General features: G+C 57.3%; 22 protein-coding genes and 1 tRNA gene. 11 read left to right on the top strand and 12 right to left on the bottom strand.

Annotation, left to right across the window (positions count from 1 at the left end):
• Positions 1-375 precede the first annotated feature (375 nt).
• The 3 genes from AC1D2Q_RS21290 to AC1D2Q_RS21280 all read left to right on the top strand — a co-directional run bounded on the left by AC1D2Q_RS21290 (position 376) and on the right by AC1D2Q_RS21280 (position 3,254).
• A complete protein-coding gene (locus AC1D2Q_RS21290; RefSeq protein WP_477814445.1) occupies positions 376-1,917 on the top strand; it encodes an NCS1 family nucleobase:cation symporter-1 in 1,542 nt (513 codons plus the stop codon).
• A 56-nt stretch (positions 1,918-1,973) separates the two neighbouring features.
• Positions 1,974-2,702 (top strand): aspartate/glutamate racemase family protein, encoded by a 729-nt coding sequence (locus AC1D2Q_RS21285; protein ID WP_477814444.1) that lies wholly within the window; start codon positions 1,974-1,976, stop codon positions 2,700-2,702.
• Between the two features lie 273 nt (positions 2,703-2,975).
• Positions 2,976-3,254 (top strand): hypothetical protein, encoded by a 279-nt coding sequence (locus AC1D2Q_RS21280; RefSeq protein WP_477814443.1) that lies wholly within the window; start codon positions 2,976-2,978, stop codon positions 3,252-3,254.
• A 136-nt stretch (positions 3,255-3,390) separates the two neighbouring features.
• On the opposite strand, the gene AC1D2Q_RS21275 is transcribed toward AC1D2Q_RS21280, so the two are convergent.
• On the bottom strand, positions 3,391-4,314 hold the full coding sequence (locus AC1D2Q_RS21275; protein ID WP_477814442.1) for a LysR family transcriptional regulator: 924 nt from the start codon (positions 4,312-4,314) through the stop codon (positions 3,391-3,393).
• 124 nt (positions 4,315-4,438) lie between these two features.
• Between AC1D2Q_RS21275 and AC1D2Q_RS21270 the strand changes: the two genes are divergently transcribed.
• Positions 4,439-5,185 (top strand): 3-oxoacyl-ACP reductase family protein, encoded by a 747-nt coding sequence (locus AC1D2Q_RS21270; RefSeq protein WP_477814441.1) that lies wholly within the window; start codon positions 4,439-4,441, stop codon positions 5,183-5,185.
• Positions 5,186-5,258: 73 nt separating this feature from the next.
• On the opposite strand, the gene AC1D2Q_RS21265 is transcribed toward AC1D2Q_RS21270, so the two are convergent.
• Entirely contained in the window at positions 5,259-5,954 is a 696-nt protein-coding gene (locus AC1D2Q_RS21265; RefSeq protein WP_018925242.1) for an HAD-IA family hydrolase, read from the bottom strand.
• Between the two features lie 262 nt (positions 5,955-6,216).
• On the opposite strand from AC1D2Q_RS21265, the gene AC1D2Q_RS21260 reads away from it, so the two are divergent.
• The 4 genes from AC1D2Q_RS21260 to AC1D2Q_RS21245 all read left to right on the top strand — a co-directional run bounded on the left by AC1D2Q_RS21260 (position 6,217) and on the right by AC1D2Q_RS21245 (position 12,518).
• Positions 6,217-11,085 carry an RHS repeat-associated core domain-containing protein gene (locus tag AC1D2Q_RS21260; protein ID WP_477814440.1) on the top strand — a complete coding sequence of 1,623 codons (4,869 nt, stop codon included), beginning with the start codon at positions 6,217-6,219 and terminating at the stop codon, positions 11,083-11,085.
• A 2-nt stretch (positions 11,086-11,087) separates the two neighbouring features.
• Complete coding sequence (locus AC1D2Q_RS21255) at positions 11,088-11,498, top strand: hypothetical protein (protein WP_477814439.1); 411 nt, start codon at positions 11,088-11,090, stop codon at positions 11,496-11,498.
• Between the two features lie 54 nt (positions 11,499-11,552).
• The gene (locus AC1D2Q_RS21250; protein WP_477814438.1) at positions 11,553-11,969 is read left to right on the top strand and encodes a hypothetical protein; all 417 of its coding nucleotides are present in this window, start codon (positions 11,553-11,555) and stop codon (positions 11,967-11,969) included.
• Positions 11,970-12,119: 150 nt separating this feature from the next.
• Positions 12,120-12,518 carry a hypothetical protein gene (locus AC1D2Q_RS21245; RefSeq protein WP_477814437.1) on the top strand — a complete coding sequence of 133 codons (399 nt, stop codon included), beginning with the start codon at positions 12,120-12,122 and terminating at the stop codon, positions 12,516-12,518.
• Positions 12,519-12,602: 84 nt separating this feature from the next.
• Here AC1D2Q_RS21245 and AC1D2Q_RS21240 read toward each other — a convergent pair whose 3' ends face one another.
• From AC1D2Q_RS21240 to AC1D2Q_RS21205, 8 genes are all read right to left on the bottom strand, one after another.
• Entirely contained in the window at positions 12,603-12,953 is a 351-nt protein-coding gene (locus AC1D2Q_RS21240) for a hypothetical protein (RefSeq protein ID WP_477814436.1), read from the bottom strand.
• Between the two features lie 100 nt (positions 12,954-13,053).
• Complete coding sequence (locus AC1D2Q_RS21235) at positions 13,054-13,269, bottom strand: hypothetical protein (protein ID WP_477814435.1); 216 nt, start codon at positions 13,267-13,269, stop codon at positions 13,054-13,056.
• A gap of 108 nt (positions 13,270-13,377) precedes the next feature.
• Complete coding sequence (locus AC1D2Q_RS21230) at positions 13,378-13,548, bottom strand: hypothetical protein (RefSeq protein WP_007940775.1); 171 nt, start codon at positions 13,546-13,548, stop codon at positions 13,378-13,380.
• A gap of 128 nt (positions 13,549-13,676) precedes the next feature.
• Entirely contained in the window at positions 13,677-14,102 is a 426-nt protein-coding gene (locus AC1D2Q_RS21225) for a glycine zipper domain-containing protein (protein ID WP_305411711.1), read from the bottom strand.
• A 186-nt stretch (positions 14,103-14,288) separates the two neighbouring features.
• Positions 14,289-14,654: a glycine zipper domain-containing protein gene (locus AC1D2Q_RS21220; RefSeq protein WP_019648242.1), complete on the bottom strand. Its 366-nt coding sequence runs from the start codon at positions 14,652-14,654 to the stop codon at positions 14,289-14,291.
• A gap of 347 nt (positions 14,655-15,001) precedes the next feature.
• Positions 15,002-15,196, bottom strand: a complete 195-nt coding sequence (locus tag AC1D2Q_RS21215) for a hypothetical protein (protein ID WP_007940781.1) — start codon at positions 15,194-15,196, stop codon at positions 15,002-15,004.
• A gap of 148 nt (positions 15,197-15,344) precedes the next feature.
• Positions 15,345-15,665 (bottom strand): YbjQ family protein, encoded by a 321-nt coding sequence (locus AC1D2Q_RS21210; RefSeq protein ID WP_105339643.1) that lies wholly within the window; start codon positions 15,663-15,665, stop codon positions 15,345-15,347.
• 179 nt (positions 15,666-15,844) lie between these two features.
• Positions 15,845-15,934: transfer RNA gene (locus AC1D2Q_RS21205), tRNA-Ser, on the bottom strand.
• A 308-nt stretch (positions 15,935-16,242) separates the two neighbouring features.
• Between AC1D2Q_RS21205 and AC1D2Q_RS21200 the strand changes: the two genes are divergently transcribed.
• The 3 genes from AC1D2Q_RS21200 to AC1D2Q_RS21190 all read left to right on the top strand — a co-directional run bounded on the left by AC1D2Q_RS21200 (position 16,243) and on the right by AC1D2Q_RS21190 (position 18,989).
• On the top strand, positions 16,243-16,932 hold the full coding sequence (locus AC1D2Q_RS21200; RefSeq protein ID WP_018925220.1) for a crotonase/enoyl-CoA hydratase family protein: 690 nt from the start codon (positions 16,243-16,245) through the stop codon (positions 16,930-16,932).
• A gap of 213 nt (positions 16,933-17,145) precedes the next feature.
• Positions 17,146-17,868 carry a 1-acylglycerol-3-phosphate O-acyltransferase gene (locus tag AC1D2Q_RS21195; protein WP_477814434.1) on the top strand — a complete coding sequence of 241 codons (723 nt, stop codon included), beginning with the start codon at positions 17,146-17,148 and terminating at the stop codon, positions 17,866-17,868.
• Between the two features lie 149 nt (positions 17,869-18,017).
• Complete coding sequence (locus AC1D2Q_RS21190) at positions 18,018-18,989, top strand: magnesium and cobalt transport protein CorA (protein ID WP_019579723.1); 972 nt, start codon at positions 18,018-18,020, stop codon at positions 18,987-18,989.
• An 84-nt stretch (positions 18,990-19,073) separates the two neighbouring features.
• Here the strand turns inward: AC1D2Q_RS21190 and AC1D2Q_RS21185 are convergent, their stop codons facing one another.
• Both AC1D2Q_RS21185 and AC1D2Q_RS21180 read right to left on the bottom strand, forming a co-directional pair.
• Positions 19,074-19,808 (bottom strand): amidotransferase, encoded by a 735-nt coding sequence (locus AC1D2Q_RS21185; protein WP_111454656.1) that lies wholly within the window; start codon positions 19,806-19,808, stop codon positions 19,074-19,076.
• A gap of 108 nt (positions 19,809-19,916) precedes the next feature.
• Positions 19,917-22,061 carry a 3-hydroxyacyl-CoA dehydrogenase NAD-binding domain-containing protein gene (locus AC1D2Q_RS21180; RefSeq protein WP_477814433.1) on the bottom strand — a complete coding sequence of 715 codons (2,145 nt, stop codon included), beginning with the start codon at positions 22,059-22,061 and terminating at the stop codon, positions 19,917-19,919.

Genomic DNA, 22,061 nt, shown 5'->3' with positions numbered 1-22,061 from the left:
AAGTTACATTCCCCAGTCCTGACTTCCTCAATCGACCACTCCGACAAAACCCCGCCCAAAATAAATACCTGTTCAATCGGTCAATTTATATCGTCTTTTTTTCAACTACTTATCTTCAATCAATAACAAAACGAAATTAGCGTTAAATTTTATAGATCACCGACTGGCACACATCTGGCTTAAGTGAACACATGTTTTGTATACAATAAATACATGAACATACACACACTTTAGATCCGCAAGCCTGAAGCGCCCTATCCCGTACAGGCTGCAGATGCCCCGTAACCAATGATGCTCTCCCACCCGCGACGAAGATTTGTCGAGCCCACGCTCATGCACAGTCATCGCGGCAACGAGCTTCAGGAGCCTGCCGGAATGCGTACTAGCCTCCCCAATAACAATATTGCGCTGGATCTGCCCTCTCCTCTTTCTACCTCCGTGATTCACGATCAAACGTTTCAACCACCCGTCGTGCTCAGCCCCCGCCTGCACAACAAGGACCTCGCGCCGACCAAGGCCGAAGGTCGGCGCTGGGGCCGTTACAGCATCTTTGCCCTGTGGACAAACGATGTGCACAACATTGCCAACTACTCTTTCGCCATTGGCTTGTACGCGTTGGGCCTGGGCGGCTGGCAGATTCTGTTGTCCCTGGGAATCGGTGCAGCGATGGTGTATTGCTTCATGAACCTTTCCGGTTACATGGGCCAGAAAACCGGTGTGCCGTTTCCGGTGATCAGCCGCATCAGTTTCGGCATCCACGGGGCGCAGATTCCCGCATTGATTCGCGCCGTTATCGCCATTGCCTGGTTCGGGATTCAGACGTACCTGGCTTCGGTGGTCTTTCGCGTATTGCTGACGGCGGTGCATCCCGGGCTCGCCGATTACGACCACAACTCGATACTCGGGCTGTCGAGCCTGGGCTGGGTGTGTTTCGTGGCGATCTGGTTCGTGCAGTTGGCGATCCTGGCCTATGGCATGGAAATGGTGCGACGCTACGAGGCGTTTGCCGGCCCGGTGATTTTGTTGACCGTCGCCGCCCTCGCCGGCTGGATGTACTTCCAGGCCAACGCCACCATCGCCTGGTCGATTCGCGAACCGCTGAGTGGCGGTGAGATGTGGCGCAATATCTTTGCCGGCGGCGCCTTGTGGCTGTCGATCTACGGCACGCTGATCCTCAATTTCTGCGACTTCGCCCGCTCTTCTCCCTGCCGCAAGACCATCCGGGTCGGAAATTTCTGGGGCCTGCCCGTCAACATTCTGGTATTCGCCGGGATCACCGTCCTGCTGTGCGGTGCGCAATTCCAGATCAATGGCCGGATCATCGAAAGCCCGACCGAGATCATCGCGTCGATTCCCAACACCTTCTTTCTGGTACTCGGTTGCCTGGCGTTCCTGATTGTCACCGTGGCGGTGAACATCATGGCCAACTTCGTGGCCCCGGCCTTTGTCCTGAGCAATCTGGCACCCAAGTACCTGACCTTCCGCCGCGCCGGTCTGATCAGCGCGACCATCGCGGTGCTGATCCTGCCGTGGAACCTCTACAACAGCCCGCTGGTGATCGTATATTTCCTGTCCGGCCTCGGCGCCCTGCTCGGCCCGTTGTACGGGGTGATCATGGTCGACTATTGGCAGGTACGGAAAGGCCGGATCAATGTGCCGCAGTTGTACAGCGAAGATCCCGATGGCGATTATTACTACAGTCACGGAGTCAATTTGCGCGCCGTGGCGGCGTTCATTCCGGCAGCCTTGATCGCCATTGTCCTGGCCCTGGTGCCAGGTTTCGACAGCGTCTCGCCATTCTCCTGGCTGATTGGCGCCGGGATTGCAGGGATGCTCTACCTGATCATCGCCAAACGGCAGCCTTACTACGCCGATGTCAGTGGTGAAGCCATCGCGGTCGATAACGTCAGCCATTAATCCTCTTGGCGGCCCGGTGACATTGGGCCGCAAACCACTCGCTATAAGGACCTCCCATGCGAATTCTCGTGGTCAACGTCAACACCACCGAATCCATTACCCAGGCCATCGCCCGTCAAGCGCAGTCCGTGGCCGCGCCCGGCACGGAAATCATCGGCCTGACCCCGCATTTCGGCGCCGACTCCATTGAAGGCAATTTCGAAAGCTACCTGGCCGCCATCGCCGTGATGGACCGGGTCATGTCCTACGATCAGCCCTTCGATGCGGTAATCCAGGCCGGCTATGGCGAGCACGGCCGCGAAGGTTTGCAGGAGTTGCTCAACGTGCCGGTGGTGGACATCACCGATGCCGGCGCCAGCACCGCGATGTTCCTCGGCCATGCCTATTCGGTGGTCACCACCCTGGACCGCACCGTGYCGCTGATCGAGGATCGCCTCAAATTGTCCGGGCTCTGGGACCGCTGCGCATCAGTGCGGGCCAGTGGGCTGGCGGTGCTGGAGCTGGAATCCGATCCTGAGCGTGCGCTGGAGGCGATTGTCCGCCAGGCGGAACTGGCGGTGAGCGAGGACAAGGCCGAGGTGATTTGCCTGGGCTGTGGCGGCATGGCCGGGCTGGATGAACAGATTCGTCAGCGCACCGGCGTACCGGTGGTGGACGGCGTGACGGCGGCGGTGACCATTGCCGAATCACTGGTGCGGTTGGGGTTGTCGACGTCGAAAGTGCGGACGTATGCGACGCCTCGGCCGAAGAGCATTATTGGTTGGGCGGGACGGTTTGGGCGGTGACTGTTGCACTGCTGTTATGGGCAGCCGTTAGTCGGTCTGCCTCCCGCTCGTCCGCTCGAGAAAATACGGTAATTCTCCACCATTAGTACAAACACATGATTCTAGAGCTGTCGAGCCATTTACAAGCTGATAAATAGCATTGTTACACTCGTTCTGTACCTGATAGTTCTGACAGTTGTGCCACCGGCGGTTTGCAAGTAACTCTAGAGTCCACGCGATTCGGATTGGGTAGTAACGAATTGCTCCTACTGCACAAACCCAGGAAAGTTGAACATGAAAACGTTACCTACTCGTATCGTCACTCTATTAACTCTCGGCTGTGCCTTGGTGATGCTACACACCACCTCGGCAAGCGCCGCGCAACAGTTATGTATCAATAGTAATGCTAAATCTGTCGGCACCTGTCTGGCGTCAACACCAGGCAAATCATCGAATGCTGCGCGCAACGCAATTGCCGTAAAACAAACCGTTTTTCTATCGGCGACCGCCTTAAAAAACGCATCAAAACACCCCCGCATTCAATTGGCATGTGGTCCGACTTGGTGCCCTTAGTACTGATCGTTAAGCCGAAGCGTTGTTGTCCTTACCGATCATTAACAGAACAATGAAGTGTTGTTTTACGATCCCTCACTTCCAGAGCAGAAGACAACACCTGCGCTGGAGGTGAGGACTCGTTCCAGTGGTTTGTTCAAAACGCACTAAACCGCTGCCTCAACCCCTGCTCGGCAAACTGTTCAATGATGAAATCGACAAACGCCCGGGTCTTGCCCGGCAGCAGTTTGTGCTCGGCGTAATAGATGGAGATGTTGCCGTCGTCGACGTACCAGTCGGGCAACACTCGCTGCAAGGTTCCGGCGTCCAGATAGCCCACGGCGAATGGCATGCTCACCAACGCAATGCCTAAACCCTGAGTGGCGGTAGCGCAGGCGGCTTCCGAATCGCTCATGGTCATCCGCGCCTTGAGCGTCAGCGGGTTGTGTTGCCGGTTGCGACAGGTCAACTGCCAGGAACGCACACGCCCTGTCTGCGGCGACCGTATCAAGATGCCATCATGGTGCTGAAGGTCATCGGGTTCGACGATCGCCTCGTGCATGGCCAGATACCCAGTTGAAGCCACCAGCACCCGATGGGCGGGCGTCAGCTTGCGCGCCACCACGCCCTGGGGCAGTTCGAATCCACCGCCAATCGCCGCATCGAACCCCTGGCCGATCAGGTCGACCTGACGGTTGTCGAAATGCCAGTCGGGATTGATCGCCGGAAAGCGCCGCAAAAACTCTCCGAGCAATGGCACGATGTACAAACGCCCGAACACCGTACCCATGCTGACCTTCAGCGTTCCCGCCGGGCGTCCTTCGGCGCTGGCCAGGTTGGCCACGGCATTCTGGATCGTGTGCAAGCTGGCGCTGACTTCGCCGAGAAACAGCTGGCCGGCCTCGGTCAGCGTCAGGCTACGCGTGCTGCGCTGGAACAGCCGCACCCCAAGTCGCGCCTCCAGCTTGGCGACGCTCTTGCCCACCGCAGCAGGCGTCAGGCTCAAGCGCCGCGCAGCCTCGGCGAAGCTGCCGACCTCAGCGCTGCGCACGAAGCATTCGATACTGCTGAAGGTTTCCATAAGCGCCACTATAAACTTCTGGTTTACACAGACTATAGCAATCACGGTCTACCCGCAGGGTAATGCGAAGCCGATACTCGACTCCGACAACAAGGCAGCCTGCCTTGAACTTCTGGAGATCGACATGACCACTCAACACCTCAGCGGTAAAGTAGCTCTGATTCAAGGCGGTTCACGCGGCATCGGTGCTGCCATCGTCAAACGCCTGGCCGCGGAAGGCGCAGCCGTCGCCTTCACCTATGTCAGCTCTACCGCCAAAGCCGAAGACCTGCAAAACAGCATCATCTCCGCCGGCGGCAAAGCCCTGGCCATCAAGGCCGACAGCGCCGATGCCGTTGCCATTCGCAATGCCGTCAACGCCACCGTCGAGGCCTTCGGTCGCCTGGACATCCTGGTCAACAACGCAGGTGTCCTGGCCATCGCACCGCTGGAAGACTTCAAACTCGAAGACTTCGACCAGACCCTGGCCATCAACGTACGCAGTGTGTTCATCGCCACCCAGGAAGCCGCCCGCCACATGACCGAAGGCGGTCGCATCATCAACATCGGCAGCACCAATGCCGAGCGCATGCCCTTCGCCGGTGGCGGCCCGTACGCCATGAGCAAATCGGCGCTGGTCGGCCTGACCAAAGGCCTGGCTCGCGACCTCGGCCCGCGGGGTATCACCGTCAACAACGTGCAACCGGGCCCGGTCGACACTGACATGAACCCCGCCAGCGGCGACTTCGCTGATAGCCTGATCCCGCTGATGGCTGTGGGTCGTTATGGCAACGTGGAAGAAATCGCCAGCTTCGTCGCTTATCTCGCAGGTCCCGAAGCTGGCTACATCACCGGTGCCAGCCTGACCATCGACGGTGGTTTCGGCGCCTGATACACCGCTCGACTGAAACAAAACGCCGGCAATCAATTGCCGGCGTTTTTTTGTGTCAGGGATTATCGAATGGTCAGCCCCATTCAAGCGCCGGCAAGCCACATGCACTGGGCTTGAACGCCTTCAACGTACGAAGAATGCCATCGGCGTGTGCGTACTTTTCGTCGGCCATCGCCGCATCCGGGACCGCAATCGCCGTCATTCCTGCCGCTTTGGCTGCAGTGACGCCGAACGGCGAATCCTCGAATACCAGGCAATCCCGAGGCGCGACCCCAAGGCGTCGTGCCGCCGTCAGGAAAATATCCGGCGCCGGTTTCGCCGCACCCACTTCCGGGTCGTCAGCAGTGACAATGAAGTCAAACAGCGCGAACCAGTCGCGGTGCAAAGTGGTTTTCTGACCAAACGACTGACGCGAAGAACTGGTGCCCACCGCGATAGGAATGTTGTTGGCTTTCAAGTGCCGAACCAGTTCCTCTGCGCCGGGCATCGCCAGCGCCGTCGGAAAACGCTCGCGCATCAAGGGCTCGCGGATCACCAGAAACTCTTCGGCGGTGATCGGCAGGTCCAGCGCCTCGACCACATAGCGCGCCAGATCACCCGCGCCACGGCCGATGATGTTCTGTTTGACGCTCCAGTCGAAGGTCCGCCCATAGCGTTCGGCAATGATGGACGTGACCTCGGTGTAAATGCCCTCGGTGTCCAGCAGCAAACCGTCCATATCGAAAATCACGGCCTTGATCGGACCGAACTCATCCAAGGGTGCACTCATCGCATCTGATCCGTTTTCTCATGACATCCCAGGACGGCCCAGGTACGGCCGGATCCGTGATGGATTAAAGGGTTCAGCAGCATAGCGAGCGCGATTGGTCGAGAGCAACGGGCAATGCCTGGCGGATACAAAATCCTCTGCCGAGGGCGCCGCGATGATTTAGCGATTTCCCCTACACCAAACACCTCCTTTCCCGACTTCTTTCCTTTTTGATCCCCCGCAAAGTCTCTCGCTCCACATTGATCAGCGCGAGGGATTGCGAATGTTCGAACCTGACAAGGTCCTGGCCTTGAACAACGCCATCGGTCTGCTGGTGGTCGCCGCCATGAACCCCAAACAGCCGGACATCAAAGCGCTGCTCGGTGATTTCCGACTCTGCCTCAACGACTACGAGGCCTGGGCGGAGAACTTCTGGACCGGTGGCGCGCTGAACGTCGAGCAAGTGTTCAAGGTCGGCAACGAAGTCCGGCTCAGCGCACCGAAGGACTCCATCGCCCCTGTCAGTTCGACACTCGCCATGTGCCCTGCCAGCGGTCCGTTGACCCTGGTGCATATGTTCGAAGCCGCGCGTTTCGTGCCAATCGGCGATACACCGGTGATGCTCGAGCCGGCTATCTCGCAGCGCAATGGTGAGCTGACATTCGGTGAGCCTGTCCACGCAACCATCGGCCCCAGCGGCATTCTCGAAATCCCCGAATGCTGGCGCGGCCATCGCTATCGCATCACCTTCTTTCCCAATGTTTCCACTGAACACGTCAAAGCGCTCTACGCCTCCTATCAGGGAGTGATCGGCGAGCTGGAAGGCTGGTTGCGCAACGAATGGACGAGCGAATTCGAGCCTTTATGGGCAGATTTTTCCAAAGCAGGTTTCACCCAACGCTACGGCTTGCTGCAACAGGCTGACTGGCACAGTTTCGAGCGTTCGCTGCACGGCTTGTGGGATGACGTGAAGCAGGTCTACGCCCTGGTGGCGGACCTGCAAGGCAACAGCGAAAAACTCCTCGAGTACCTGACACAAGGCGAGCTTGAGACGCTGCTGAACGCGTCAGCTGAAACCATTGCCAATGTGTTGCTGATGTTGAGCGATGAGCCGTTGATGTTCATCCATCTCGCAGCCTTCACCAGTTGGCTGAGGATGTTGCCGCCACAGTACATCGCCGAAGTCGTGGCACAAGTTCGTACGGAAATATTAATCAGCTTCCTGCTGGCGCGCCTCACAGGTCCTACGGGCCTGAAGCTCGGCATGAGCGCCAAAGTGCTGGACAAGATCAAGTCCCATCGGGCTCGACAATGGTTGGCGACTGCCAGTTTGCGACTGGCCGAACTGACGGCCAAATCCGACCTGACAGCCCACGCTGGCGTCCTCAAACCACTCGTGGTCAGTGCGCGCAATGCACCGTTGAGACCTGCACCGACGGTTCCACTGCAGATCAGCGCCGGCAACTCACCGGTTGTGCAGGTGAACAATCCGCTCGCCATCGCCCGCGACAAGTCTGCAGCCAAGACCCGGCTGGGCCGTCACGAACCCCACGACGATGCATCGAATCAAGCGAAAAATCCCAATGGCGACAGCGCCGATTGCGCGGCACTGACCTGCACCAACGGCTGCCCTGTGTCGATGGTCAGCGGCGAAGAACTGCTGACCCTGACCGACGGTGCTCTGGACGGGCTGCTGCCGTTCGACTTTACCCGGCTCTACCGCACCAGCGCGGTAGAGATCGATTGCGGACTGGGCTGGGGCTGGAGCCATTCGCTGGCGCAGCGGTTGGAGCTGGGCGCTGGACAGGTCGTCTGGATCGACCATGAAAACCGTCGTACGACGTTTCCGTTGCCGAGCGTCGAGCGCCCGGCCATTCATAACAGCCTGTCGCGAGCGGCGATTTACCTTGGGGACGAACCGGAGGAATTGATTCTCGCGCTGGCCGGTGAGACGAGCCGGTTCTACCACTTTCACAACGGTCGACTGACGGCGATCAGTGACGCCTACAACAACCGCCTGCACATCACTCGCGACCGCCAGGAGCGTATTCAACGCCTCGACAACGGTGCCGGTCGTTCGCTGCTGTTGTGCTACGAGCGCAGGCACCTCATCGCCGTCGAATACCAGTCGTTTCACCCCGGCGATGACTTGGGTGAAGCCTGGCGTACAGAGCAAACGCTGGCTTTCTACCGCTACGACGCCCGCCAGCGCTTGATCGAAGCGATCAATGCCGCCGGGGAAAGCGAGCGTTACGACTACGACGACCACCACGTAATTTTGCAGCGGCAACTGGCCGGCGGCGCGAGTTTCTTCTGGGAGTGGGAACGGTCTGGCAAGTCGGCGCGCTGCGTGCGGCATTGGGCGTCGTTTGCGCAGATGGACACGCGCTATGTCTGGGATGACCAGAGCAGCGTCACCGTCCGGAACATCGACGGCAGCGAAGAAGTTTACGTCCACGACGACCGGGCGCGGCTGGTGCGCCGGGTCGGGCTGGATGGCGGCGAACAGCTCAAGGCCTACGACAAGCAGGGCCGGCTGATTGCCGAGCAGGATCCGTTGGGGGCCGTCACCGAATACCGTTATGACGACGTCGGACGGCTGGTGGCGCTGATTCCACCGGAGGACGAACCGACGTCCTACGAGTATCGCAACGGTTTCCTGCATGCGCGCTATCGCGGTCAGGCGGTGTGGAAATACCAGCGCAATGCTCAGGGTGACGTCACCGAAGCCACCGATCCGGACGGTCAGGTCACCCATTACCACTACGACGAGCAAGGCCGGCTGCTATCGGTCCGCTACCCGGACACCAGTCGGCATGTCTTTGTCTGGAATGCCTTGGGGCAGTTGCTCGAGGAAACGCTGCCGGACGGTGGGCAGCGGCGGTTTTCCTACGACGTGCTGGGGCGGCAGCTTACTCGTCAGGACGAACACGGTGCCGTCACCCAATACCAATGGGATGCCGTCGGCCGACTGGTCCAGGCGACGTTGCCTACCGGGGCCACGCGCGGGTTCAGCTACAACGCCTACGGCAAGATCACCGCCGTACGCGATGAACTGGGCCGCGTCACCCGCTATGAATACGTCGACGACCTGCACCTGGTCAGTCGCCGGATCAACCCCGATGGCACGCAATTGCGTTATCGCTACGACAACGCACAGCTGTTGCTGACGGAAATCGAGAACGAATCCGGCGAAACATATCGGCTGGATTACACGCCCAACGGATTGATCCGACAGGAAACCGGCTTCGACGGCCGTCGTACCGCGTACGCCTACGACCTCAATGGGCACCTGCTGGAAAAAACCGAGCTCGGTGATGACGGCTCGCAGCTGGTCACGGGCTATCAACGGGATTCGGCCGGGCGGTTGCTGGTCAAAACCTTGCCTGATGGCATCGAGGAGGAATACCGCTACGACTCGCTGGGCCGACTGACCAGCGTCGACGACGGCCACGACCATCCGCTGGAGTTCGAGTACGACCAACAGGACCGGCTGATCACCGAGCACCAGGGCTGGGGCACCTTGCGTTATGGCTACGACGCCTGTGGCCAGCTCCACCGCCTGCGCCTGCCGGACGGCAGCAAACTCGACTACCACCACGCCAAGGGCGGTGCGCTGACGGCCATCGACCTCAATGGCGCACGACTGACCTCGCATACGTTCCTCGCCGGTCGCGAACAAAACCGCCAACAAGGCCTGCTACTCAGTGAATATGCCTACGACGAACAGGGTCGCCTGAAGGCCCACGCTGTCGGCCAGCACCAACATCCGCTCTACCGCCGCGACTATGCCTACAGCCTCAATGGCAATCTCGACAGCATCGCCGACACCCGCCATGGCCAGCGCAGCTATCAGTACGACTCGCTCGATCGCCTGATCCGCGTGCGCCACTCCCGCGACCAACAGCCGGAAAGCTATGCCCACGATCCGGCCGGTAACCTGCTGATGCAGGATCGTCCTGGCCCGGCGTCCGTCAAAGGCAATCGCCTGTTGATGCAGGGTGATCGCCACTTCGACTACGACACCTTCGGCAACCTCATCCGCGAACGCCGTGGTACCGCGCAGAAACTCGTCACCGAATACCGCTATGACTGCCAGCATCGACTGATCGGCGTCACCACGCCGGACGGTCGTAGTTCCAGTTACCGCTACGACGCCTTCGGCCGGCGCATCGCCAAAACCGTCGACGGTAAAACCACCGAGTTTTTCTGGCAGGGCGACCACCTCGTCGCCGAACACAGCCAGGACCACCATCGCAGCTACGTCTACGAACCCGGCACCTTCCGCCCGCTGGCCATGCTCGATGGCAAAGGCCCGAGAAAAGCCTGTCCGTTCTACTACCAACTCGACCACCTCGGCACACCGCAAGAACTCACCGACTACAGCGGCGAAATCATCTGGGCCGCCCGATACACCGCCTATGGCCGCCTCACCCGCCTAAACCGCGACACCCACCAGGTCCTCGATCAACCGCTACGCTTTCAAGGGCAGTATTTCGACGCGGAAACCGGCCTGCATTACAACCGGCATCGCTACTACAATCCGGATATCGGACGGTACCTGACGCCGGACCCGAGCAAGTTGGCGGGCGGGTTAAACGGCTATCAGTACACGCGCAATCCGGCGGGTTGGGTTGATCCACTGGGGTTGAGTGAGTGCCCTGGGGGGGATGGGTGTAAAAAGCCGTCGTTTGGGGATGAGGATCCGGCGGGTAAGGTTGGGGTTGATGAGGGGGAGCCCGGAACCCCAAATCCAAAACAAGAGAACTATTATTTGTACCGTGGTGACGACCGAGAACCATGGGAAATTTTTGAGGCAGGATTTGAACCCTTGGGAGACAGTACAGATCTGTACATGCATGCATTGGATAACAGAAGCCCTCCTAGCTACTTTGTCAGCACTTCGACAAGCGAAAATGAGGCAAAAAAGTTTGCCACAGGCTACTGGTTTTCCGACGGCTATGTATATGTACTTAAAAACATTAGAGGAATCGATGTAAACAAAGAACTTGGCATGATGTCACCACACCGGCGCGAGGTTGAGATAGCGTTCCCGGGTGGAATAAAAAATCACGACATCGTCGGTGCCACCCCCGTCCATGAGGATGGTAGCTACAAGGGCTACTCAATACCTAACCCTTACAGGAAGTAGTCATGAAAACAATAGAAATATTAATAAATAATCATGGGGTCGTAGAGACGGCCACAATCGAATGCGACAGAAAGAAACGGACACTCAGATTCACGATGCGAAGTGATTTAACAAAAGTTTATACGGCCTATGACCTTTACGTATGCTTTGGCATGTTAAGAGCCGACTACCCGAAAATAAAATTCCTGTGCAAAGGTGCCAAAATAAATGTTCACCCCTCGCGGATGTCCTCCCAAATGTCTAGCGGGTTAGTCGCATACGAACTTAAACTTGGAAAACCCAGTGAAGACGAGGATCTAGTACGAATTTTCGACTACGAAGACGAAAATATCACTAACAATATTGAAGAACAAAACACCTTTTATCAAAACTGGATCGAATCACTGACAACTACAACGCCAAACAAAACCTAAAGACAACAGCCGCAGTTGATCACACCTAATAAATCTGACACGCGGAGCACAACGATGAAACACCACATAAAACTAAAGGTAGGGAACACCATTGAAACCGCAACTCTCGAAGAGCGCTTTAGCTCACTGACGCTCACAATGGAAAATGGATTCAAAAAAATTTACACCGACGATGGTCTGTATTTATGCCTGACACAAATCCGACGAGACTTCCCTGAAACAAAGTTTCTTTGCAAAGGAGCAAAACTCAATGTATTCCCTTCACGTATGTGCTCTCAGATGGGCAATGGAGCTATTGCTTATGAAATGATACTGGGAGAAGCAGCATCACGTGATCATATTGTTCACATTTTTGATTTTGAAGACCAGAACATCGTTAATGACATTTCCGAACAAATTGAATTTTACCATCAATGGATAAGCCATTTTCGGCAAAAACAAACTAACTCAGCAAACCCAGATCCAGCTTAAACAAGACAAACTTCATTTGACCTGTCCAAAAGCCTGACAGAGCCTAAACAAGTAACCCAAGGCAAAATCAATAGGGCGGCATCACGCCCCATCTTCGCCAATGCTCACTACCAGGTAACATCACCTTTAAATCCGAGCGGGAAATGAAACGTGGACAGCGTAGCGATTGCGATAGTCAAAAATAACGAGCTTCAATCCGCTGAGCTTCTCTGTGACTCAAAAAACCTGACTATTACTTTCATCATGAAAGATGGATATCGAAAATTATACGCAGGTAATAATTTCTACATTTGCTTGGGGCATATTAGGCAAGATCATAGTGATGTGACCTTCCTGTGCAAAGGAGCAAAAATAAACGTACACCCCTCCAGCATGTCCTCACAGATGTCGCTCGGAGTAAAAGCATATGAACTCACACTAGGTAAGTATGCAACAAGGAATGACCTGGTAAATATTTTTGACTATGAAGAAAATAATCTTACGAACGACCCAGAGGTTCAGAGAGACTTCTTTATGCGCTGGTTTGAATCAGAGATTGAAGAGGACTAGCGAGTCGAAAAAAGAGATCAAGAAACTTCAAGCTCCCGAAGCCCAGCCCGACGCTGGGCTCAGTTCTACAGTCAAGAATCTGACTTAGCCGCCCGAACTACCGGTTTTACCTGCACCGCCTCCACTCACCCCAGAACCACCTGATCCTCCAGACCCACTTCCAGAACCACTCCCCATTGAACTTCCACCACTCGTCGACCCGCTGCCCTTCCCCGGGTCGATGCTGCTCCCGTTGGCATCACCAACTTTCCCACCACCAATGGTGTCCGGCGGCAGCGCCTTCCCGTCCGAGGTACCCGCATTCATTTCCGAATAAGGCGGCATGCCCCCCTTGTCGACCGGCGCATCGCGACCGGTAGATTCAGCAAACGCCGTCAATGAACTGATCGACAATAAGCCGACCATCGTCAACACCTTCCATTTTGACCTGATCATGGTGCGTCTCCTTTAAAGAGTGCGTTACCTGATCTCTGGCAGTGATCGTTTTTAAAAGTGTCGCTCAATCGACAATCTGCGATGCACCACCATACAGCTTTCAGCTCGGTTCGCCCGAGGCGTCATCACCGGCAATGTCCGGGTCTTCCGGGTCGGCCTCCACATTACCGCGCTTCACATCATCGTCCGGTACTTGCTCCACAGCCGTGTCGTCATCGTCGGGCGGGCGCTGATTGCGACTCAAGGGGTTGGTGGGTGAAGGCAGCGGGTATTCGGGGGTATCGTCGATATCGGAGTCTTTCGGATCAGCGTTCATAACGCACCTCTCAATGGACCTGGAAAGCAGATCCTGATATTTCGAGGACAACTCAATAGACGCGGTTCGATCAGAAGGACGATTGGTCGTCCCGCCCACGAAGCCCGATCACTCGTCGTCTTCCTCGTCATACTCATCATTCTCCAGGTTGCCCACATCGCCCGCGTCATCGGCATCGTTGAGCGGCACCGTGGCGTCGTCCATCAGAGACCCCGGATCTTCGTTGCCGGGATCGTTGATCGGGCCTTCTTCTTCCTTGTCTTCGGTTTCCGGAGTCATTGCATGCCTCACAACGTTCAGGGTGTCTATAAAGTTCGAAAGGTCCTACGGCCAATCGTTCCAGCGTCCTATCGACAGAAACGAAAAACCCGGCACTCGGCCGGGTTTTACTTTAACTCGATATCGAGTTAGCGATGCTTGTACTTATTTTTATGCTTGTGTTTGTAGTAGCCGCCACCGGAATGCGAACTGCCGCGGTCATCACCCATGCTGCTGCCCACCGCGCCACCGGCTGCGCCGCCCACGCCTGCGCCAATAGCCGAACCAGTGGAGCCGCCCAGGCTGTTGCCGATCACCGAACCGCCCGCCGCGCCGAGACCACCGCCGACGGCCGCTTCTGTGCGACTGCCCTTACGCGCGCCGACTGCACTGCCTGCCGCACCGCCGACGCCTGCGCCCACCGCAGCCCCGGTGCTGCCGCCCAGTTGCCCGCCAACCACGTTACCCAACACACCGCCAAGACCACCACCGACTGCAGCGTCGCCGTTGCCGGCGGCCATTGCGCCTTGAGCGATTAAAAGTCCTAAAACCACCGTGGACAAAGTCATACGCATGATATGAACCTCTAATTTCCGCATTGGGGGAAGAACATGCCGCGGATAGGCATCAGCCTGCATCTGGGTCTGTTGTACAGCAAACCAATACCGACTGTATGAGATTTGAGCCACGGGTCGGAGAAATGTTCCCAAACGAAAAAGCCCGGCATGTTAAGCCGGGCTTTTTCAGCGGATCATTCAGGATCAGTGACGCTTTTTGGACAGGTTGCTGCCTACGCCGCCGCCCAATGCGCCACCCAAGCCGGCGCCGATGGTAGAGCCGTTCTTGCCGCCCAGACTGTTACCGATTATCGAACCGCCCGCCGCGCCAACACCGCCGCCGATGGCCGCTTTGGTGCGGCTGCCTTTACGTGCGGCAACAGCGCTGCCGGCTGCACCCGCTACGCCAGCACCAATCGCTGCGCCAGTGCTGCCGCCCATTTTTTGGCCAACCACGTTACCCAACGCACCACCCAGACCACCACCGAGCGCGGCCGTGCCGTCGCCGGCAGCCATCGCACCTTGAGCAACCAAAAGGCCCAGAACCAGAGCAGGCAGTGTCAAACGCATCACAAGAACCTCAAAAAAGTGGGAACCGAAAGGCCGGAGATTGAATGCTTTAGCGGAGGGAAAGTCCAGACACAAAACCAGAACAACCTCGCCATTGGCGACGGTTGGACAGCATTTATGCAAAAGGTTTTATGACAGGCAAAAAAAAGCCCGCTGGGGAGACGGGCCAGGGTACTGCTTTCTAACGGATGAGTTGAGCCTACGTAGGCCGGTGTGAAAAGTTTGTGAAAAAAATACCAGCGCTCGCAAAGTTGTAGGACATTTCTCGGCATTGCCACCGAGCCACCTTTCCTGCCCATCAGAAATAAGAAACCCCGCTCAATGGCGGGGTTCGTGCTGTGATCGGATTACTTCCTGGAGGGCGCCCCCAGCTTGGGCATAAATTTCGATTTCGGCCCCCGGGTCCTAGGCACTGCAGATTTGATTTTATTGATTTTGATACGGTCTTCGCCGAAGCTCGGCACATAGTCCGTCTGACCACACTGCACGCAATCATTGATTGGAAACTCTGCACCGTCGTCTTCGATATACGGCTCAGCCATATCTTCGCTCCTCTCAAAACGGGTCGATACCGGCAAGCCCTTTTTGCCTGAAAAATATCGACCACCCTGGTTTTTGAGACTAGCCGGTCATTCCCAGACTTGTGGTTCAGATCGTTACATGCCCGACGAATGGCCAGTACCGCGCAGCCTACCTCAGCTTGACCGCCGTCCCGGTCACAAACACCACCACCATCCCACCCTTGCCGGCCGGCATGCTGATCTCATAATCGAGCCCCACCACCGCATCCGCCTGCAGCGCCCGTGCCCGCTCCTTGATCTCGTCGGTCGCCTGAATCCGCGCATCCTTCAACGCCCGCTCCAACGTCTGAGAGCGTCCACCAAAAAAATCCCGCATCCCGGCGAACATGTCACGGATCACGTTAACGCCCTGCACCGACTCGGCGCTGACGATGTCCAGGTACGCGGTGATTTGACGACCTTCGATGGTGTGGGTAGTGGTGGTGATCATGGGATGTCCTTGTTCAGAGCTGTCATCAATGGCTGAAACAACGAAACTGACGCGAGGGTTTGGGCACCGAGGTCGATTCCGCTCGAGGAGTTTGGCAGTCTAATGCATGAAATCCAGACGCCAGAAACCACAAAACCCCTGACTTCTCTCGAAATCAGGGGTTTTGTGTATATCGAATTTGGCGGTGAAGGAGAGATTCGAACTCTCGATACAGTTTCCTGTATACACACTTTCCAGGCGTGCTCCTTAAGCCACTCGGACACTTCACCGTATCTCGTCAGACTTATTCAGTCTGTCGAGGCGCGCTAATGTAGTCGAAAGCTTTTCTGATGGCAAATATTTTTTTCAGAATTTTCATGCGCTTAACGCGATTAGCGCTTTGGGGGCGTTCAAGGGCATGGCAAACCTGCCAATCTCCGGCTTCGCCTCCCCTTCTATATAGAGGCTAATGCGCGGTGGGCGGGGCGGGCTGTGCCTGGCGGGCGGGAAAAGGGTGACTGGCGGGTCAGTCACGGCGCTTTACCTGGCCTACAGCGGTGGGTAACGTCTGCCCTACTTTATTAGAAGGATTGGCGTCATGAGTGAGTTGATTTCCTACCATCTCGAAGACGGTATCGCGACCCTGACCTTGAGCAATGGCAAGGTCAATGCCATCTCTCCGGACGTGATTGTCGCGTTTAACGCTGCGCTGGATCGGGCGGTAGCGGATCGGGCGGTGGTGATCATTACCGGTCAGCCGGGGATTTTGTCGGGTGGTTATGATTTGAAGGTGATGACGGCCGGCCCTAACGAGGCCATGGCCCTGGTGGCTGCCGGTTCGACCCTGGCTCGTCGCCTGTTGTCGCATCCGTTCCCGGTGGTCGTGGCGTGTCCTGGGCACGCGGTGGCCAAGGGTGCGTTTCTTCTGTTGTCGGCTGACTATCGCATCGGTGTCGATGGCCCGTTCAGCATTGGCCTGAACGAAGTGCAGATCGGCATGACCATGCACCACGCCGGTATCGAACTGGCCCGTGATCGTCTGCGCAAGTCGGCGTTCCATCGCGCGGTGATCAATGCCGAGATGTTCAACCCACAAAGCGCCGTGGATGCCGGTTTCCTCGATAAGGTGGTGTCGGCCGAAGAGCTGCAAGGCGCGGCGCTGGCGGCGGCTCGTCAGTTGAAGAAGCTCAACATGATCGCCCACAAGAACACCAAGTTGAAAACGCGCAAGGCGCTGCTGGAGACGCTGGACAACGCGATCATCCTGGATCAGGAGCACATGGGCTAAGCCCGAACGCGTTGCACCGAAAAGCCCGACCGTCGTGTCGGGCTTTTTCTTGGGTGTCTGGTTTAAAACCTTACAACCGCTCTAGGCCGCATCTGACCTACAAATCGGATACATGCGCTCAAACATCGGCTATCTCCCGCTTCTATAGCGGCAATTGCCGAAAACAGTGCACATCCGTACACTGCGCCACCTTTTGTCCCGGTGGGCCTTTAAATGCTGTTTGTGTTTCGTATGTTATTGATGGGCCTGCACTTTATTCTGGCCGGTGTGCTCGGAGTGATTCTCGGGCTGTGCCGCCCGTTCAATCCAGACAACAGCCGTTTGTGCGCCCGTCTGTATGCGTGGCCGGCAATGTGTATTTTGCGTTTGCGGGTGAAGGCCGATGTCGGGCCGTTGATGGATAAACCTGACAGCTGCGTGATCATCGCCAACCACCAGTCCAACTACGATCTGTTTGTGTTCGGCAACGTGGTGCCCCGCCGTACCGTGTGCATTGGCAAGAAGAGTCTGAAGTGGGTGCCGCTGTTCGGGCAGTTGTTCTGGCTGGCGGGCAATGTGTTGATCGATCGCGGCAATGCGCTCAAGGCACGCCAGTCGATGCTGACCACCACTCACACCTTGCAAAATGAAGATACCTCGATCTGGGTCTTCCCCGAGGGCACCCGCAACTTGGGCGAAGAGCTGCTGCCGTTCAAGAAAGGCGCGTTCCAGATGGCGATTGCCGCCGGTGTGCCAATCGTGCCGGTGTGTGTCAGCAGTTACGTCAAACACATGCGATTGAACCGCTGGCGCAGTGGGAAAATTCTGATCCGTTCATTGCCGGCAATTCCTACGGCTGGATTGAGTCTGGATGACATGCCGATGCTGATCGCCCAGTGCCGCGAACAGATGCGCGAGTGCATCGACTCGATGGATCGGCAGCTGCAAGCCACCTGAATGAAACCCGCCCTGTGCGGGTTTTCTTTTACCTGCGAACTCTGCAGATTTTGCTGACTCTCAAGCAGTAGACAAGGTTAAGCTGAAACCTGCCTGGCACCGCCAGTCTTTACCAATAGAAAGCGGCCAATAAGAAGTGAATCACCATCATGGGTAGAGTCGTTGCTGCTGCGGTTTACAGCGCCGGTAAGAAAGTCACCAACATTACCCTCGACGAAGGCGCTGCCTGGGCGGCCAAGCCTGGCCACTTTGTGTGGATCGGCCTCGAAGAGCCCAATGCGCAGGAGCTGTTCAACCTGCAACGCCAGTTCAACCTGCACGAACTGGCCATCGAAGACGCCCTGGAAAAACACAGTCGACCGAAGCTGGAAACGTTCGGCGATGCGCTGTTCATCGTCACGTATTCACCGATCCGCCATGAAGGCAAATTGCAGTTCATCGAGACGCATATCTTCGCCGGCAAGGGTTACATCATTACCGCGCGCAATGGTCACTCGGCGTCCTACGCCCATGTCCGACAACGCTGTGAGGCACGTCCGCTGTTGCTGGAGCATGGGGAAGATTTCGTACTCTATGCCATCCTCGATTTCGTGATCGAAAACTACCAGCCGATGGGCGAAGCGATTCATGCCGAGATCGATGAGCTGGAAAGCAATGTCCTCTGCGGTTCGCTGAACGAGCGCGATATCCAGAAACTCCACGGCCTGCGTCGCGATGTATTGCGCTTGCGCCGGTTTGCGGCGCCGATGGTGGAGATCGGTGAGGAACTGCAAAAGCTGAGTTTTCCGTTTATCGACAAAAACATGCGCCCGTATTTTCGCGATGTGCAGATTCACGTCACGCGGCAGATGGAAGACCTGACGACCCTGGCGGACATTGCCAGCCAGACCATCGAGGTCGGGGTGTTGCTGGAGGCGTCGCGCCAGAGCGTGGTGCAGCGCAAGTTTGCGGCATGGGCGGCGATTCTGGCGTTTCCGACGGCGATCGCGGGGATTTACGGGATGAACTTCCAGGACATGCCAGAGTTGACTTGGCATTACGGGTATTTCGCGGTGTTGGGGTTTATTACCGTTGGGTGCGTCGGTTTGTGGGCGAGCTTCAAAAAGTCTGGGTGGTTGTAGTCGGAACCGAGGCGTCTGCAAAATTCGCGGGCAGCCTCGCTCCTACGGGGTTATCCGTAGGAGCGAGGCTTGCCCGCGAAGCTTTTAAGGCTTAACCGAGTCAGTCTCAGGCTTGTGCGCCACAAACCGCATCATCCACTCTGCAACGGTAGTGCCGTGATGCTCGTGTTCAAGACTCGCCATACCTTGCGAATAAATCTGCTCGCCCAGCGCTTCCTGGCGGATATCCAGCAGCGCCCGCGAGTAATCGTGAATGAACTCCGGATGCCCCTGGAAGCACAGCACCTGATCGTTGATGTGGTACGCGGCGAACGGACAGAAGTCGCTAGAAGCAATCACTGTAGCGTTTTCCGGCAGCGCGGTGACCTGGTCCTGGTGACTGATCAGCAACGTCAGTTCTTCCCTCACCGGGCTCATCCATGGCGCCTTGGCCGCGAGTTTGTATTTGTGGGTGCCGACGCCCCAGCCCTGGGTCGCCCGCTCGCTCTTGCCGCCCAACAGCAGCGCCAACAATTGATGACCGAAGCACACGCCCAACAGTTTGTCGCCACGTTCGTAGCGCTTGAGCAGGTACGTCTTGAGGGTTTGAATCCACGGGTCGGTGCCGAAGGAATCGGCCTTGCTGCCGGTGACCAGATATGCATCGAAAGTCTGATCATCGCTGGGATATTCGCCCTGCATCACGTTGTACACGCTGAATTCGGCCGCGATGGGTTGCTGCGAAAACAGACGCTGGAACATCTGCCCGTAACCCTGATATTGATCGACCAGTTCTGGACGCAGGATGTCGGTTTCCAGAATGCAGATGCGTAACGACATAAAAAATACCTGACACGTGGTGGGAATAATGCACACCCCAGAGCCTGCCTTGAAACACGGTGGCAAGGCAAGCCCCGGAAGGCGTCATCGGTCCCTTAGAACGTCCCCTTAGAACAACGCGTCCTTGGCGGCTTTCTCCAGCAACAGCGCAGGCGGCGTGAAGCGTTCGCCATATTGCTCGGCCAGGTACTGGGCGCGGGCAACAAAGTCTTTCACACCGTACTGGTTGATGAATTGCAGCGCACCGCCGGTCCAGGCTGCGAAGCCGATGCCGAAGATCGAGCCAACGTTGGCATCCGCCGTCGAGGTCAGCACGCCCTCCTCTACACAACGCACGGTTTCGATGGCCTGGATGAACAGCAACCGATCACGCACATCCTTCGGCGAAATCTGCCCGTCGGCTTTCTCGAAGCGGGTTTTCAGCTCCGGCCACAAATGTTTCTGCCCGGCGGCCGGATAATCGTAGAAACCACCTCCAGCGGCCTTGCCCGGACGCTTGAATTCCTTGAGCAGCAAGTCAATCACGGCGAACGCCGGGTGCTCAATCAGCGGTTTCCCTTCCGCTTGCAGGTCTTTGGCGGTTTGCTGGCGGATATGACTCATGAGGCTGAGGGAAACTTCGTCGGAGATCGCCAGAGGCCCGACGGGCATGCCGGCCTTGCGCGCTTCGGTCTCGATCATCGGCGCGCTCACGCCTTCGCCGAGCATGGCGATGCCTTCGTGGGTGAAGGTGCCGAACACTCGCGACGTGAAGAAACCGCGACTGTCGTTGACCACAATCGGAGTTTTCTTGATTTGCAGGACGAAATCAAAACCACGAGCCAGGGTTTCGTCGCTGGTATGGACGCCTTTGATGATTTCCACCAACGGCATTTTCTCCACGGGACTGAAGAAATGCAGGCCGATGAATTTCGTCTGGTCCGGCACGGCGGTGGCCAGGCCACTGATTGGCAAGGTCGAGGTGTTGGAGGCGATCACCGCATCTGGGCCGACGACGGTTTGCGCTGCCGATGAGACCCTGGCTTTAAGCTCGCGATCTTCAAACACCGCTTCGATGATCAAATCGCAACCGGCCAGGTCCGCATCGTTTTCGGTGGTATGGATTCGCGTCAGAATCGCCTCGCGCCGCTCCCGGCTCAACTGGCCCCGAGCAACCTTCTTGTCCAGCAGCGCCGCCGAGTGGGCCTTGCCCTTCTCTGCCGCGGCGAGGTTGATGTCTTTGAGCACCACATCGATACCGGCCGAGGCGCTGACAAACGCAATGCCCGCGCCCATCATTCCGGCGCCGAGCACGCCGACTTTCTTCGTTACGTAAGGCGCTATGCCCTGAGGACGCGAACCGCCGGCATTGATCTCATTAAGCTGGAACCAGAAGGTGCCGATGAGGTTTTTCGACACCTGGCCCGTAGTCAGTTCGGTGAAGTAGCGGGTTTCGATCAGGTGCGCCGTGTCGAAATCCACCTGAGCACCCTCCACTGCGGCGCAGAGAATTTTCTCCGGCGCGGGCAGGCATCCCTGGGTTTTACTGCGCAGGATCGACGGCGTGATGGTCAGCATCTGCATGACTTTCGGATCCGACGGCGTGCCGCCAGGGATCTGATAACCCTTTACGTCCCAGCGCTGCACTGCGACCGGATGAGCAACAATCCATGCCCGCGCCTTGGCCATCAGCTCATCGTGATCGACGGCCAACTCATCGATCAACCGCGCTTGCAGCGCCTGTTGCGGGCGGATTTTCTTGCCTTCCAGCAGATACGGCAGGGCTTTTTCGATGCCCAGCATGCGCACCATGCGCACCACCCCGCCGCCGCCCGGTAACAGGCCGAGGGTAACTTCCGGCAGGCCAAGCAGCACCGACGGGTTGTCGAGCGCTATACGGTGATGGCACGCCAGACAGATTTCCCAGCCGCCGCCGAGCGCCGCACCGTTAATCGCGGCAACCACCGGTTTGCCCAGGGTTTCCAGGGTGCGCAATTGGCCCTTGAGGGTCAGCACCATGTCGTAAAAGGCTTTGGCTTGGGGCTTGCCGACCTTGATCAGCTCATTGAGGTCGCCACCGGCGAAGAAAGTTTTCTTGGCCGAGGTGATGATCACGCCGGCAATCGCATCCTTGTCGGCGACCAGACGCTCGATGCAGGTGGCCATGGCTTCGCGGTAGACCGCGTTCATGGTGTTGGCACTCTGGCCCGGCATGTCGATGGTCAAGACGACGATCCGGTCCTGGCCCTTTTCATAACGAATGGCTTGGGTCAT

It is taken from the genome of Pseudomonas sp. P1_A1 (genome assembly GCF_056406935.1).
This window is presented reverse-complemented; position numbering and strand designations above follow the sequence as displayed.